This window comes from Monashia sp. HAY1-5C, from assembly GCF_056755255.1.
The window spans coordinates 1-14193 of sequence record NZ_JBPGXG010000013.1 but is presented as its reverse complement, the minus strand read 5'-3'; the positions used below and the strand labels follow the sequence as shown (position 1 = coordinate 14193).

The window sequence follows — 14193 nt, the reverse complement described above, 5'->3', positions numbered from 1 at the left end:
TCAGGGGTGGGAGAAGGTCTCGCGGGCGCCGCCGCCGGGGCCGACGAGCACGGGCAGGTTGTCGATGAGACGCGTCGTGCCGACCCGGCCGGCGACAGCGAGCAGGGCCTCGCCGCGGTACCACTCGGGCACGTCCTCGAGGGTGTCCGGGTGCACGAGCACGAGGTAGTCGACCAGCGCCAGCGGCTCCCGGACGAGCACCGACCGCGCCGCGCGACGGACGGCCGAGGGCCCCTCGGTGGCGGCGTCGGCTCCGGCTCGCAGCGCCGCCGACAGGCACAGCGCGGTCTCGCGGTCCGACGGCGTCAGGTAGGTGTTGCGGCTCGACATCGCGAGCCCGTCGGCCTCGCGGACCGTCGGCACCGACACGACGTTGACGGGGAAGTCGAGGTCGCGGACCATCCGACGGATGAGGAGCAGCTGCTGGGCGTCCTTCTGGCCGAAGTACGCCGACGTGCAGCGGGTCAGCTGCATCAGCTTGGCGACGACGGTGAGCATGCCGTCGAAGTGCCCCGGCCGGGCCTGACCCTCGAGGACGTCACCGAGCGGTCCGGCCGAGACGCGCACGCCCGGGTCGCCGTCGGGGTAGATGACGTCGGGGGTCGGGGCGAACACGAGGTCGACCCCGGCGTCGGTGCAGATCTGCAGGTCGGTGTCGAACGTGCGCGGGTACCGCGAGAGGTCCTCCTTGGGCCCGAACTGCAGCGGGTTGAGGAAGATCGTCACGACGACGTGGGCGTGGGTCTCGCGCGCCCGCCGGATCAGCGTCGCGTGGCCGTCGTGCAGCGCGCCCATCGTCATGACGACGGCCACGTCGCCGTCGTCGAGGCAGGCCCGGGCCTCGCGCAGCTCGTCGCGCGTCCGGGCGACGACGGGGGTCTGGGTCACGGTCGGTCCTCCTCGCGGGCCAGCAGCTGGAGCAGCGGGTCCGCGACGTCCGCCCGGAGGCGTCCGCTGAGCAGGGCCCGCTGCGCCGTCGCGCGCGCCAGCGCCAGGTAGGTCGGCCGGATGTCGGGCGCCACCGTGCGCAGCATCGCGACGTGCCCGGCCACGGTACCGGCATCTCCGCGCGCCACCGGGCCGGTGAGGGCAGCATCACCCAGCTGGAGGGTGTTGCCCAGCGCGGCGGTCAGCAGCGGCTCGAGCACCCGGGCCGGGTCCTCGATGCCGGCCTCCCCGAGCAGCTGCATCGACTGCGCCACGAGCGTGACGAGGTGGTTGGCGCCGTGCGCCAGGGCCGCGTGGTAGGTGACCCGGTCCTGCTCGGGGACCCAGAGGGGGTCACCACCCATCTCGATGACCAGGGCCTCGCCGACCGGCCGCGCGAGGTCGACGGTCGTGACCCCGAAGCAGCAGTCCTGGAGGCGCTCGAGGTCCACCTCGGTGCCGGTGAACGTCATCACCGGGTGCAGCGCGAGCGGGACGATGTCGCTGTCGAGGGCGGCCTCGAAGACGCCGATGCCGTGGGCGCCCGAGGTGTGCACGACGAGCTGCCCGGGCGTGAAGGTGCCCGTCGCGCCGAGACCGGCGACGAGGTCGGCGAGCGCGTCGTCAGGCACGGCCAGCACGACGAGGTGGGCTCCCGAGACGACGTCGGGGATCGGCTTGACCGGCACGCCGGGAAGCATCCGGGCCGCCCGGTCGAGGCTCGCCTCGCTGACCGCCGAGACGCCCGTGACGTGGTGACCGGCGCGCGCGAGGGCCGCGCCGAGCACCGAACCGACGCGTCCGGCCCCGACGACGCCGACGTCGAAACGGGCGGGGCGCTCGCTGGGGCTGCTCACCCGCGCACGGTATCGCCTACAGTCGGGCGCCGTGGACGTCCTTCCCTGGCGCGAGGCGTGGCACGAGGCGCTCTACGCGCCCGGGCGCGGCTTCTACGTCGCAGCGGGCGGGCCCGCGGCCCACTTCACGACGGCGGCGCACGGCGCACCCGGCGCCGTGCTGGCGCGAGCCCTCCTCGCGCTGCCGGACCACCCGGTGCGGCTCGTCGTCGACGTGGGGGCGGGACGCGGCGAGCTGGCGACGCACGTGCGCGCCGCGCTGGACGACGGCGCCCCCGCCGGGGCGAGGTACGCGGACGGGACCGACCGCGGCGCGTCCCCTCCGAGCGAGGCCGGCGTCCGGGTGGTGGCCGTCGACGTCGTCGACCGGCCCGAGGGCCTCGACGAGCGCATCGAGTGGGTCCGCTCCCCCGGCGGCCCCGACCTGCCGGAGGCGCTCGACGGGCTCGAGGACTGCCTCGTCGTGGCGCACGAGTGGCTCGACGTCGTTCCGTGCACCGTGGCGGAGGTCGACGGCTCGGGCCTGCTGCGCGTCGTGCTCGTCGACGCGGCGACCGGTCAGGAGCAGCTCGGCGGGCCGCTCGAGGGCGCGGACCTCGCCTGGGCCCGCGACCACTGGCCGGCGTCGGCCCCCGGCGACCGCGTCGAGGTCGGCCTCGACCGTGACCGTGCGTGGGCCGGCCTCGTCCGACGCGTCCGCTCGGGCACCCTCGTCGGCGTCGACTACGGCCACACCCGCGACGTCCGGCCCGCGCACGGCACGCTCGCCGGCTACGCGTCCGGGCACCTGACGACACCGGTGCCCGACGGGTCGTGCGACCTCACCGCCCACGTCGCCGTGGACACCCTGGACGCCGACGAGACCCCGACCCAGCGCGAGGTGCTGCGCCGGCTCGGGGTCACCGCGACGGTCCCGCCGCACGCGCTCGCGCTGCAGGACCCGCTCGGCTACCTCGCCGCCCTCGAGCGCACGAGCGCGGAGGCGCGCCTCGTCGACCCGGCGGGCTTCGGCGGGTTCCGGTGGGCGGTGAAGCGGCTGCGAGGGCCCCACGTACCCTGATCGTCATGCGTCGCGTGTCGTCCCTCCTGCTCGCCCTCGGCGTCGCGCTCTCGGTCACCGTCGGGCTGCCCGCCGTGGCATCGGCCCACGACGTCCTCGAGCGCACCAACCCCTCGGACGGCGCGGTCGTCGACACGCTGCCGGGCACGGTCGAGCTCACCTTCGCCGAGGCGCCCCTCTCGGTCGGGACGCAGGTCGTCGTCACCGGCCCGAAGGGCGACGTCGCCGAGGGCGCGCCGACGATCGACGGCTCGGTCGTGCGCCAGCGGCTCGCAGCGAGCGCCCCGGGCGGCGACTACACGGTGACCTACCGCGTCACGTCCGACGACGGCCACCCGGTCAGCGGCACCTTCTCCTTCCACGCCATGGTCGGCCTCGACGGCTCGACGGCTACGGCGGGGCCGAGCGTCCATGTGCGCCAGCACGACTCGACGAACGAGGAGGCCGCCTCGTCCACCTTCGTGCCGGTGCTCCTGACCATCGTCGGCACCGCCGTCCTGCTCGCGCTCGGCGGCTTCCTGGTCGTGCGCACCCGCACCTCGAAGCGGCCCTGACGAGGCCTCAGCGGTCGTCGACGCGCGCGTCCACCTGCGAGTCGACGCGCTCGACGACGAGGCGCTCGTAGCCGCGGAGCACGAAGGTCGGACGTCGCTGCGCCTCGACGACGCGAACCGCACCGAGGCGCCGCAGCAGCGCCCGGACGGAGATCTGCAGCTCCATCCGGGCCAGCGGCGCGCCGAGACAGAAGTGGATGCCGGCCCCGAAGGCCAGGTGGGGGTTGGGGTCGCGCCCGGCGTCGAAGCGGTCCGGGTCCGGGAAGACGGCGGGGTCGCGGTTGGCGGCGCCGAGCAGGGCGGCGACCTTCTGGCCCTCGCGGACCGTGACACCGTGCAGCTCGACGTCGGTCGTCGCGGTGCGCTCGAACAGGTGCAGCGGCGAGTCGTGCCGGAGCATCTCCTCGACGAGGCGCGCGACCGCTGCGTCGTCGTCCAGCGAGCCGAGGACCGCCTGCAGCTGTGCCTGGTCCGACAGCAGGGACGCGAGGCCGTTGCCGAACCCGTTGACGCTGGCCTCGTGGCCGGCGTTGAGCAGCAGGACGACGGTGGCGACGAGCTCGCGGCGCGAGAGCCGGTCCCCGCCGTCGCGCTCCTCGACGAGGGCGGTGAGCAGGTCGTCGCCCCGGTTCTCGACGCGCTCGGCCGCGAGCGCCTCGACGTACCCGGCGAACTCGGCACAGGCCCGCTGCGCCTCCAGCTGCGCGTCGGCGGACGGCGCCACCTCGTACATCCGGACGATGGCCTGGCTCCAGTCGCGCAAGCGCTTCCAGTCGGACGCGGGCGCGCCCAGCAGCTCGCAGATGACGCGGACGGGCAGGGGCTCGGCGTAGGTCTCGATGACGTCGACCCCGTCGCCGTCGAGGCGCGCAAGGGCCTCGGACAGCAGCTCGTCGGCGATCTGCTCCACGCGCGGCCGGAGCCGTTCGATGTGCCCGCGGTTGAAGGCGCCGGCGACGAGGCGGCGCAGCCGGGTGTGCTTGGGCGGCTCGGAGTCCAGGATCGAGTCGGCGTGCAGCCAGTCGAACACGGTCCAGGGGTCGTCCTCGGAGGTGGCCCGAGGCCGGAAGATGCGGCCGAGCCGTCGGTCCCGCAGCACGTCGTTGGCCGCGGCGTGCGTCGTCGTGAGCCACAGGCCGAGCCCCTCGTGCCAGACGATGGGCGCCACCTGCCGCATGACGGCGAGGTCGCCGTACGGGTCGGCCACGAAGGCCGCCGCGGACAGGTCGACGGCGGCCGGTGCGGTCGGCACGGCGGAACGACGTCCGGCGGGGTCGGGGACGCCGGAGGCGGTGCCGTCGGCAGCGGTGTCGGGTTCTGGCTGGCTCACGAACCCACTGTGCCCGACCCGGGTGCGCCACGGCAGCCCCGGGGTCGCGACGTGACGACCGGCGCGGCACGGCATACTCGAGCACATGCCCCCCGCGTCCGAGGTCCCCGGCACGACCGCGGCTCCGGCACGCCGCCAGGCCCTGACCGTGGGGGTCGGGGCCGGCGGCCTCGCGACCGCCGACATGGTGCTCAACATCGGCCCGCAGCACCCCGCGACCCACGGCGTCCTGCGGCTGCGCATCGTCGTCGACGGCGAGCGCATCGTCACGGCGGAGCCGGTCATCGGGTACATGCACCGGGGCGCCGAGAAGCTCTTCGAGGTGCGGGACTACCGCCAGATCATCGTGCTGGCCAACCGCCACGACTGGCTGTCGGCCTTCTCGAACGAGCTCGGGGTCGTCCTCGGGGTCGAGCACATGCTCGGCATGGAGGTCCCCGAGCGGGCCGTCTGGGCTCGCACCCTGCTCGCCGAGCTCAACCGCGTGCTCAACCACCTGATGTTCCTCGGCTCCTACCCCCTCGAGCTCGGCGCGATCACGCCGGTCTTCCACGCGTTCCGTGAGCGCGAGGAGCTCCAGGCGGTCATGGAGGAGGTGTCGGGGGGCCGGATGCACTACATGTTCAACCGCGTCGGCGGCCTCAAGGAGGACCTCCCCGCGGGGTGGCTCGGGCGCGCGGGCAAGGCGGTCGAGAACGTCCGCCGGCGGCTGCCCGCGCTCGAGCGGCTCGTCGTCGGCAACGAGATCCTCGAGGGTCGCACCCGCGGGGTCGGCGTCCTGCCGCGAGAGACCGCCCTGGCCTACGGCGTCTCGGGTCCCATCGCCCGGGCGAGCGGCGTCGACGTCGACCTGCGCCGGGACACCCCGTACCTCGCGTACGGCGAGCTCTTCGCGAAGGGCGGTCCCGGACGCGTCGTGACCCGCAGGGCGGGCGACTGCCTGGCCCGCCTCGAGGTGCTGCTCGAGCAGGTCCACGTGTCGCTCGACCTCGCCGAGGCCTGCCTCGACCGGCTCGTCGGCCTGCCGCAGGGCCCCGTGAACGTCAAGCTGCCCAAGGTGCTCAAGGTGCCCGAGGGGCAGCTGTACTGCGCCACCGAGAACCCCCTCGGTTTCAACGGCTACTACCTCGTGTCCCGCGGCGAGAAGACCCCGTGGCGGCTCAAGCTGCGGTCGGCCTCGTTCAACAACATCTCCGTGCTGAGCGAGATGCTCCCGGGCCAGCTCATCGCCGACATGGTCGCCATCCTCGGCTCGATGTTCTTCGTCGTCGGCGACGTCGACAAGTGAGGCCCCCGATGTCGCGGTCGACCTGGTGGCGCGGCGCGTCGCGGGCGACGTGGCTGCGCGCGGCCGCGGTCGCCGTCATCACTACGTCGGTGACCCTCGCCGCCGCGTGCTCCGACGAGGACACCGTCGACACCATCCCCCCGCCGTGGCCGGCGCGCACGACGACACCCGACGGCCCGGCCGGCCCACCGCGTCAGACCGGAACAGCCTCGACGACGACGCCGGTGTCCCCGACCACGACGCCGACCACGACGCCGACCACCACGTCGACAACGACCGGCCCGCCGGTCCTGTCGACGCCCCGCTGACGCCCGCGGCGCCGGGACCCGACCCACGCCGCTGCGACGGCTCGACGGCGGTCGCCGCGGGGCTCAGCCTGCGCCTTCCACCAGGGGGTACCTCAAGGGTGTACCGCTGGTCCCCCGGCGCCTACGTCACTGCTCACTCTGAGTGAGCAGTGACGTAGCCGATCGGGGCCCAGCGGGTCCGGTCGGCGGATGGGCCGAGTGGTGCCCGTGGCCAGGGGGTGCAGGGGCGGAGGGGCCCTGCGGGTTCTCGGCTGCCACCCGTTGCGGGCGCATCGGGCGCCGTCAGGCGCCGTCGCGTCCGTTGCGGGGCTCGTCCTCGTCGTCGGTCGGGCGCAGGCGGCACCAGCGCTGCACGAGCATGCCGGCCGCCGACAGCAGGAGGGCGACCACGGCATGGGCCACGAACGGCCAGATGCGGTCGCGCTGGGACTGGACGTCGGCGTCGGGCAGGAGCACGAGGACGTTCGCGGCGTACCAGCCGACGAGGGCGGCGCCGGTGAGCGCGCCCGCCTGGCCGAGCACGAGGGTGCGGGCCGCGCGCAGCGGCGTGACGTGCGGCTGGTCGAGACCGTCGCGCACCTTGCGGACCTGCCAGCCTGCCACCACGAGGCCGCCGCCGAGGAAGAGCATCGCGACGAGGCCGAGCCAGCCGGGGTCGGGCAGGCCGTGACCCCCGCCGGCCACCGAACGAAGCACGGCCCAGGCGAGCACGGTGACCACGAGCCCGGTCAGCACCAGGGCCGTGACGCGGATGCCGGCGTGCGGTCTCACTGCTGCTCCCATCCGGGGCCGGGGCGCACGCCGGAGCGGTCGAGGTCGCAGAGGAGCTCCTCGACGCGGCGAATGCCGGCCGTGCCCTCGCCGACCCGCAGGGTCGCGCGCGGGTCGGCATCGAGCCACGGCACGAGGACGAACGCCCGCTCGCGCGCGCGAGGGTGCGGCAGCGTCAGCTCCGGGTCGTCGCTGACGACCTCGTGATGACCCCCCGGGCGGCCGTACTGGATGAGGTCGAGGTCGAGCGTCCTTGCGCCCCAACGGACCTCACGCGTGCGTCCGTGCTCGGCCTCGATGCGGTGCAGCTCGGCGAGCAGGTCGGCCGGGTGCAGCAGCGAGCGCCCCACCACGACTGCGTTGAGGTACTCGGGCTGCTCGGGGCCGCCGACCGGGTCCGTGGCGACGATGTCGGAGATGCCGGTCAGCGTCAGCCCGGGCAGGGCGGTCAGGGCCACCATCGCGTCCGTCAGCGTCTGGCCGCGGTCCCCGAGGTTGGTGCCGAGCGCGACGACGACGTGCGCGGCGTTGCTGCGCTCGACGCGCACCTGGACGTCGGTGAAGGGGTGCCCCACCGGCGCCTCCGGCTTGTGCACGACGACCTCGACGACCTCGACGAGGTCGTGGCGCAGCACGTCGTCGGCGATCACCTCGGCGAGCCGCTCGATGAGGTCGAACGACGGGCCGGTGACCCGGGCCACGACGTCGCCGGCCACCTCCGCGTAGTTGACCGTGGCCACGAGCGCGTCGGTGCGTCCGGCCGGCTCGAGGTCGAGCGTCATGGTGACGTCGACGACGAAGGTCTGCCCGTCTCGCTTCTCGGCAGCGAGCACTCCGTGGTGGCCGCGGGCGGTGACACCCTGCAGCACGATGCGGTCAGGCATCAGTCGAGCTCCTCGATGAGGTCGTCACCGGCATGGTCGAGCGCCGCCTGCACGACGGCGAGGGCCCGGACGGTGGAGGCGACGTCGTGGACCCGGACGCACCACAGCCCGGCCATGGCGGCCATGACGGAGGTGGCCGTCGTCTCGAGGTCACGCTCGGCGGCCGGGCGCGGTGGGGCGTCGACATCGCGACCGAGCCGGCCGAGGAACGTCTTGCGGGAGGCACCGAGCAGCACCGGGTGCCCGAGCCCGTGGAGCACCGGCAGCGCCGCCATGAGCGCCCAGTTGTGTTCGGCGGTCTTGGCGAAGCCGAGCCCGGGGTCGAGCACGAGCCTCTCCGGCGCGATGCCCGCCCCGAGCAGGTCGTCGCGTCGGGCCGCCAGCTCGTCGAGCACCTCGCCGACGACGTTGCCGTAGACCGCCCGGGACTGCATCTGCGTGCTGTGGCCGCGCCAGTGCATCGCGACGAACGGCCGGCCCATGGCGGCCACCAGCGGCACCATGTCCGGGTCGGCGAGGCCGCCGGACACGTCGTTGACGAGCGCAGCACCGGCCTCGAGCGCCGCCGCGGCCACCTCGGCGCGCATCGTGTCGACGGACACGACGGCGCCCTGCCCGCTCAGGGCCTGCACGACGGGCACGACGCGGCGCATCTCCTCCGCCACCGACGGACGCTCGGCCCCGGGGCGCGTCGACTCGCCGCCGACGTCGACGACGTCGGCGCCCGCAGCGAGGACCTCCAGGCCGTGGGCGACGGCGGCCTCCGGCTCGAACCACTCACCGCCGTCGGAGAAGGAGTCCGGCGTGACGTTGACGACGCCCATGACGAGCGTGCGGTCGGTGACCTGCAGCAGCTCCTCGATGCCGGTGGCCGTCACTTGTTGCCCTCGAGCATGAGCGCCATGGCCTCCGCTCGAGTGGCGGGGTCACGCAGCTGGCCTCGCACGGCCGAGGTGATCGTCGAGGCGCCCGGCTTGCGGATGCCGCGCATCGACATGCACAGGTGCTCGGCCTGGATCACGACGATGACGCCGCGCACCGACAGGTGGTCGACGAGCGCGTCGGCGATCTGCGAGGTCAGCCGCTCCTGCACCTGCGGCCGCCGCGCGAACACCTCGACGAGCCGCGCGAGCTTGGACAGGCCCGTGACGCGGCCGTCCTTGTCCGGGATGTACCCGACGTGCGCGACGCCGTGGAACGGCACGAGGTGGTGCTCGCACGTGCTGTAGAGCTCGATGTCGCGGACGATGACGAGCTCCTCGTGGTCGATGGAGAACGTCGTGCTGAGGACCTCCGCGGCCGTCTTGTCGATGCCGGCGAAGATCTCGGCGTACGCCCGTGCCACGCGGGCCGGGGTGTCCCTCAGCCCTTCCCTCTCCGGGTCCTCACCGACGGCGAGCAGCAGCTCGCGGACCGCCGCCTCGGCGCGTGCGTGGTCGACCGCCACCCGTCAGCCCTTCTCGCTGGGGTTGACCGGACGGTCGTCCGGCACCTCGATGACCTCCTGGGCCGGGTGCTCCTCGGCGAGGGGGTGAGCACCGACGGACGCGGCCTCGTCGATCTTCTCCTCCAGCTCGCGGTCGGGTGGGACCGGCGGCGGCAGGTGGCCGTTCTGGCCCGAGCCGTTCTGCGATGCCGCGATCTCCGCCGGTGTCAGGACCGGCGGCCGGTCGCCCGGCACGCGGGTCTGCGAGGACAGCCACGTCGGGCGCTCCGGCAGCCGCACGACGTTCTTGAACACCTCGGCGAGCTCGGCCTGGTTGAGCGTCTCCTTCTCCAGCAGCTCGAGGACGAGGTGGTCGAGGATGTCGCGGTTGGTGTTGATCGCCTCGTACGCCTCGTCGTGGGCGGCCTCGATGAGCTTGCGGACCTCTTCGTCGACGACGCTCGCGACGCGCTCGGAGTAGTCGCGCTCGTGGCCCATGTCGCGGCCGAGGAAGACCTCGCCGTTGGACTGGCCGAGCTTGATGGCGCCGATGCGCTCGCTCATGCCGAACTCGGTGATCATCTTGCGGGCCATGCCGGTGGCCTTCTCGATGTCGTTGCTGGCACCGGTGGTCGGCTCGTGGAAGACGATCTCCTCGGCGACGCGTCCGCCGAGGGCGTACGAGAGCTGGTCGAGGATCTCGTTGCGCGTCGTCGAGTACTTGTCGTCGACGGGCATGACCATCGTGTAGCCGAGCGCGCGGCCGCGCGGCAGGATCGTCACCTTGGTCACCGGGTCGGTGTGGTTGAGCGCCGCCGCGACGAGGGCGTGGCCGCCCTCGTGGTAGGCCGTGATCTTGCGCTCCTTGGCCGACATGATGCGGGTGCGCTTCTGCGGGCCGGCGATGACGCGGTCGATCGCCTCGTCGAGCGCCACGTTGTCGATGACCTTCCGGTCGCTGCGCGCGGTGAGCAGCGCCGCCTCGTTGAGGACGTTGGCGAGGTCGGCACCGGTGAAGCCGGGCGTGCGGCGGGCAACGGCGAGCAGGTCGACGTCGGGGGCCATCGGCTTGCCCTGGGCGTGCACCTGGAGGATGCGGTGTCGGCCGAGCATGTCGGGCGCCTCCACCGCGATCTGCCGGTCGAAGCGTCCGGGGCGCAGCAGGGCGGGGTCGAGGATGTCGGGGCGGTTGGTGGCCGCGATGAGGATGACGTTGGTCTTGACGTCGAAGCCGTCCATCTCGACGAGCAGCTGGTTGAGGGTCTGCTCGCGCTCGTCGTGGCCACCGCCGAGGCCAGCACCACGGTGGCGTCCGACGGCGTCGATCTCGTCGACGAAGACGATCGCCGGGGCGTTGGCCTTGGCCTGCTCGAAGAGGTCGCGGACGCGGCTCGCGCCGACACCGACGAACATCTCGACGAAGTCCGAGCCGGAGATCGAGTAGAAGGGCACCCCCGCCTCGCCGGCGACGGCCCGCGCGAGGAGCGTCTTGCCGGTACCGGGCTGGCCGTAGAGCAGCACGCCCTTGGGGATCTTCGCCCCGACGGCGAGGAACTTGGCCGGCTCCTGGAGGAACTCCTTGATCTCCTGGAGCTCCTCGATGGCCTCGTCGCAGCCGGCGACGTCGGCGAAGGTGACCTTCGGGGTGTCCTTGCTCGCGAGCTTGGCCCGCGACTTGCCGAACTGCATGACGCGGTTGCCGCCGCCCTGCATCTGGCCCATGAGGAACCAGAAGATCGCGAGGATGACGATGATCGGCAGGATCGAGAACAGCAGCGAGCCGAACCAGCTCTGCTGCTCGATGTAGTCGTCGACGCCGTTGGCCGGCTGCTTGGCGTCGAGGGCCTGCACGACCTGGTCGGCACGCGCGTCGACGTAGTAGGCGTAGACCGACTTGGCGTCCTTGACCGACCCGTCGGGCGACGTGTACGGCTTGGAGAGCGTCAGCTCCATCCGCTCGTTGTTGATCAGCTTGGCCGACGTGACGTTGCCGCTCGTGATCTGCTTCATCGCCTCGGAGGTGTCGATCCGCGGCGGGCCGGACTGGGAGAACATCATCCCGAAGACGAGCGCGCTGATGAGGACCAAGATCCACAGCAGTGGGGTGCGCAGTATCCGCTTAGCGTCCATGTACGTGCGGGGCGGGCAGCCCCGGTCCTCCTGCTCGTCCGGTGGGTTCGTCCTCCGGCTCAACGTCCGGCCACCTACCAGTGTTCCGCATCGCGAGGGTGGCTGACCAACCAGCCCGCACCCGTCCCCGCCCCCGGACCGTGCCGGCGGACGCCTCGCGGCCGGGAGCGTGGCGGATATTCGGTTGCCCGTCGCGTCGGGGGTTGCTGCACTGGAGGGCGCCGCCACGTCGCAGGGACGTGCGGACGGACGCCGGACAGAGCTCGAGAGAGCTCGAGAGAGCTCGAGAGCTCGACGGAGCCCTGAGACAGCCAGAGACCCAGAGAGAAGGGAGAGCGGGATGCGCCGCAGCTTCATGTCACCCGAGCAGGTCAGCCGTACCTACGCACAGGACATGGAGCACCTTGGACACCCCACTCACCTCACCGGTGCCGTCGCGCACCACCAACCTCGGGATCCTCGCCCACGTTGACGCGGGCAAGACCAGCCTGACGGAGCGCCTGCTGCTGCACGCCGGCGTCATCGGCGAGCTCGGCAGCGTGGACGACGGCAGCACCCAGACCGACACGCTCGCCCTCGAGCGGGCCCGCGGCATCACGATCAAGGCCGCCGTCGTGTCGTTCGAGCTGGCCAGCGGTGCGCCGGGCGGACTGCTGACGGTCAACCTCGTCGACACACCGGGCCACTCGGACTTCATCGCCGAGGTCGAGCGCTCGCTCGCGGTGCTGGACGGCGCCGTGCTCGTCGTCTCCGCCGTCGAGGGCGTCCAGGCACAGACGAGGGTCCTGCACCGGGCGCTGCGGCGGCTGGGCGTCCCGACCCTCCTGTTCGTCAACAAGCTGGACCGCACCGGCGCGTGCACCGACCGGGTCCTGCGCCAGGTCGTCGAGCGTCTCGGCGTGACGCCCGTGCTCCTCGAGCGCGGCATCGACGAGGGGACGCGCTCGGCCACCGTCGTGCCGGACGGTCTCGGAGTTCTCGGGCTCGCCCCGGCGGTCGGGACCACGTCGACCTCCGTGCCCGGGCGCGGACGGCCGGCACGGACGGCCGCCCGCGAACGCGTCGTCGAGGCGCTGAGCCGGGCCGACGACCAGCTGCTCGAGGACTGGCTCGAACGCCCCGGTCGCGTCTGCGCCGATCGGCTGCTCGCCGAGCTCACCGACCAGACCCGGCGCGGTCTCGTGTGCCCGGTCCTGCTCGGCTCCGCGATGACCGGCGTGGGTGTCCGGGAGCTGGCGGACGCCCTGCCGTGGCTGCTACCGACGACGACCCCCGACGCGCACGGCCCGCTCGCCGGAACCGTCTTCGCCGTCCAGCGGGGGGCGGCCGGCGAGAAGGTCGCCCTCGTCAACGTCACGTCGGGCTCCGTCGCGGTGCGCGAGCGCGTGCCTCTCCACGACGGCCGGGCTCTCGAGGCCGGCGCCCCGACGGACGCACTCGCCCCCACGGAGGTCACCAGCGAGCGCGGCGCTCCCCCGAGGACGGGAGGTCGGGCAGCCGGACGCGCGACCGACCGGGACGCGCGGGTCACCGGGCTGGCCGTCCACGAGGCCGGCGGGGTCACGCGCGTCGACCGCGTCCCGGCGGGCCGGATCGCGAGGGTCGTGGGGCTCGAACGGGCCCGCATCGGCGACCTCGTCGGTGACGTCCGGCTGGCGCGGCCGCTCGTCCACTAGTTCTCGCCGCCGACGCTCGAGACCGTCGTCGAGCCGCTCGACCCCGCCGACCGGGCGCAGCTGCAGACGGCCCTGACCCGGCTCGTCGAGCAGGACCCGCTCATCGACCTGCGCCACGACCAGGTCCGCGGCGAGACGCACGTCTCGCTCTACGGCGAGGTGCAGAAGGAGGTCATCGGCGCGACGCTGGCGACGGACCACGGCGTGGAGGTGAGGTTCCGCACCACGACGGTCATCTGCCGCGAGCGGGTCACGGGGGCCGGTTGCGCCGTCGAGCTGATCGGGGTGGCGCCGAACCCGTTCAACGCCACGGTCGGCCTGCGCGTCGACCCCGCGCCGGCGGGCAGCGGCGTGCGGTTCGCGCTCGAGGTCGAGCTCGGGTCGATGCCACCGGCGTTCTTCACGGCCGTCGAGGAGACCGTCCACGCGACGCTCGGACAGGGGCTCGACGGGTGGCCGGTCACCGACTGCGCCGTCACGATGACGCACTCGGGCTACTGGCCGCGGCAGAGCCACATGCACCAGAAGTTCGACCGGTCGATGTCGAGCACCGCGGGTGACTTCCGCAACCTCACCCCGCTCGTCCTGATGGACGCGCTCCGCACCGCCGGGACCGCCGTCGAGGAGCCGGTGCACCGGTTCGAGCTCGAGGTGCCGAGCGACGTGCTGGGTCAGGTCCTCACGATGCTCGGCCACGTGCGGGCCGCGCCGCGTGAGACGGAGGTCCTCGGCGAGGTGACACGGCTGCGCGGCGAGGTCCCGGCCGAGAGCCTGCACGAGCTGCAGCACCGGGTGCCCGGCCTGACGAGCGGGCTCGGTGACCTCGTGTGCGACTTCGACGGGTACCGACCGGTCGTCGGCCCGCGCCCGTCGCGACCACGCACCGACCTCGACCCGCTCCACCGGCGCGAGTACCTCCTCCGCGTCGCCGGCAAGCTCTGACCCCTGTCTCTTATACACATCTGACGCTGCCGACGACGGA

The 14193-nt window shown here is 73.3% G+C and carries 14 protein-coding genes and 1 pseudogene; 7 read left to right on the top strand and 8 right to left on the bottom strand.

Translation table 11 applies throughout. The features are described 5' to 3' along the window. On the bottom strand, nt 1–888 hold the full coding sequence (gene panC / locus ACR9ZK_RS03510; RefSeq protein WP_481340334.1) for a pantoate--beta-alanine ligase: 888 nt from the start codon (nt 886–888) through the stop codon (nt 1–3). Then, nucleotides 885–1784 (bottom strand): Rossmann-like and DUF2520 domain-containing protein, encoded by a 900-nt coding sequence (locus tag ACR9ZK_RS03505; protein WP_481340332.1) that lies wholly within the window; start codon nt 1782–1784, stop codon nt 885–887. Before ACR9ZK_RS03505 ends, panC begins: the two co-directional genes overlap by 4 nt. Nucleotides 1785–1815: 31 nt before the next feature. Between ACR9ZK_RS03505 and ACR9ZK_RS03500 the strand changes: the two genes are divergently transcribed. Both ACR9ZK_RS03500 and ACR9ZK_RS03495 read left to right on the top strand, forming a co-directional pair. Beyond that, entirely contained in the window at nt 1816–2844 is a 1029-nt protein-coding gene (locus ACR9ZK_RS03500; RefSeq protein ID WP_481340330.1) for an SAM-dependent methyltransferase, read from the top strand. Nucleotides 2845–2849: 5 nt separating this feature from the next. Then, the gene (locus tag ACR9ZK_RS03495; protein WP_481340327.1) at nt 2850–3398 is read left to right on the top strand and encodes a copper resistance CopC family protein; all 549 of its coding nucleotides are present in this window, start codon (nt 2850–2852) and stop codon (nt 3396–3398) included. A gap of 7 nt (nt 3399–3405) precedes the next feature. Here ACR9ZK_RS03495 and ACR9ZK_RS03490 read toward each other — a convergent pair whose 3' ends face one another. Next, complete coding sequence (locus tag ACR9ZK_RS03490) at nt 3406–4728, bottom strand: cytochrome P450 (protein WP_481340325.1); 1323 nt, start codon at nt 4726–4728, stop codon at nt 3406–3408. An 85-nt stretch (nt 4729–4813) separates the two neighbouring features. Here ACR9ZK_RS03490 and ACR9ZK_RS03485 point away from each other — a divergent pair, with 85 nt between their 5' ends. Then, the gene (locus ACR9ZK_RS03485) at nt 4814–6016 is read left to right on the top strand and encodes an NADH-quinone oxidoreductase subunit D (protein WP_481340323.1); all 1203 of its coding nucleotides are present in this window, start codon (nt 4814–4816) and stop codon (nt 6014–6016) included. An 8-nt stretch (nt 6017–6024) separates the two neighbouring features. After that, nucleotides 6025–6324 (top strand): hypothetical protein, encoded by a 300-nt coding sequence (locus tag ACR9ZK_RS03480; RefSeq protein ID WP_481340321.1) that lies wholly within the window; start codon nt 6025–6027, stop codon nt 6322–6324. Between the two features lie 282 nt (nt 6325–6606). Here the strand turns inward: ACR9ZK_RS03480 and ACR9ZK_RS03475 are convergent, their stop codons facing one another. From ACR9ZK_RS03475 to ftsH, 5 genes are read right to left on the bottom strand one after another with little or no spacing between them, the layout of a single operon-like run. Then, a complete protein-coding gene (locus ACR9ZK_RS03475) occupies nt 6607–7095 on the bottom strand; it encodes a DUF3180 domain-containing protein (protein WP_481340319.1) in 489 nt (162 codons plus the stop codon). Beyond that, entirely contained in the window at nt 7092–7979 is an 888-nt protein-coding gene (gene folK, locus ACR9ZK_RS03470; RefSeq protein ID WP_481340317.1) for a 2-amino-4-hydroxy-6-hydroxymethyldihydropteridine diphosphokinase, read from the bottom strand. Before folK ends, ACR9ZK_RS03475 begins: the two co-directional genes overlap by 4 nt. After that, nucleotides 7979–8803: a dihydropteroate synthase gene (gene folP / locus ACR9ZK_RS03465; RefSeq protein WP_481340410.1), complete on the bottom strand. Its 825-nt coding sequence runs from the start codon at nt 8801–8803 to the stop codon at nt 7979–7981. The genes folK and folP overlap by 1 nt, the downstream gene beginning before the upstream one ends. 50 nt (nt 8804–8853) lie before the next feature. Beyond that, complete coding sequence (gene folE, locus ACR9ZK_RS03460; protein ID WP_481340315.1) at nt 8854–9426, bottom strand: GTP cyclohydrolase I FolE; 573 nt, start codon at nt 9424–9426, stop codon at nt 8854–8856. 3 nt (nt 9427–9429) lie between these two features. After that, on the bottom strand, nt 9430–11535 hold the full coding sequence (gene ftsH, locus ACR9ZK_RS03455; protein ID WP_481340408.1) for an ATP-dependent zinc metalloprotease FtsH: 2106 nt from the start codon (nt 11533–11535) through the stop codon (nt 9430–9432). 404 nt (nt 11536–11939) lie between these two features. On the opposite strand from ftsH, the gene ACR9ZK_RS03450 reads away from it, so the two are divergent. The 3 genes and pseudogenes from ACR9ZK_RS03450 (at nt 11940) to ACR9ZK_RS03440 (ending at nt 14153) form a co-directional block, all read left to right on the top strand. Further along, entirely contained in the window at nt 11940–13211 is a 1272-nt protein-coding gene (locus tag ACR9ZK_RS03450) for a GTP-binding protein (RefSeq protein ID WP_481340313.1), read from the top strand. Nucleotides 13212–13223: 12 nt separating this feature from the next. Next, nucleotides 13224–13808, top strand: a pseudogene (locus tag ACR9ZK_RS03445) (GTP-binding protein); the annotation flags it as partial. Next, the gene (locus ACR9ZK_RS03440) at nt 13800–14153 is read left to right on the top strand and encodes a hypothetical protein (protein WP_481340406.1); all 354 of its coding nucleotides are present in this window, start codon (nt 13800–13802) and stop codon (nt 14151–14153) included. The pseudogene ACR9ZK_RS03445 and the gene ACR9ZK_RS03440, both read left to right, overlap by 9 nt. Nucleotides 14154–14193: the final 40 nt, after the last annotated feature.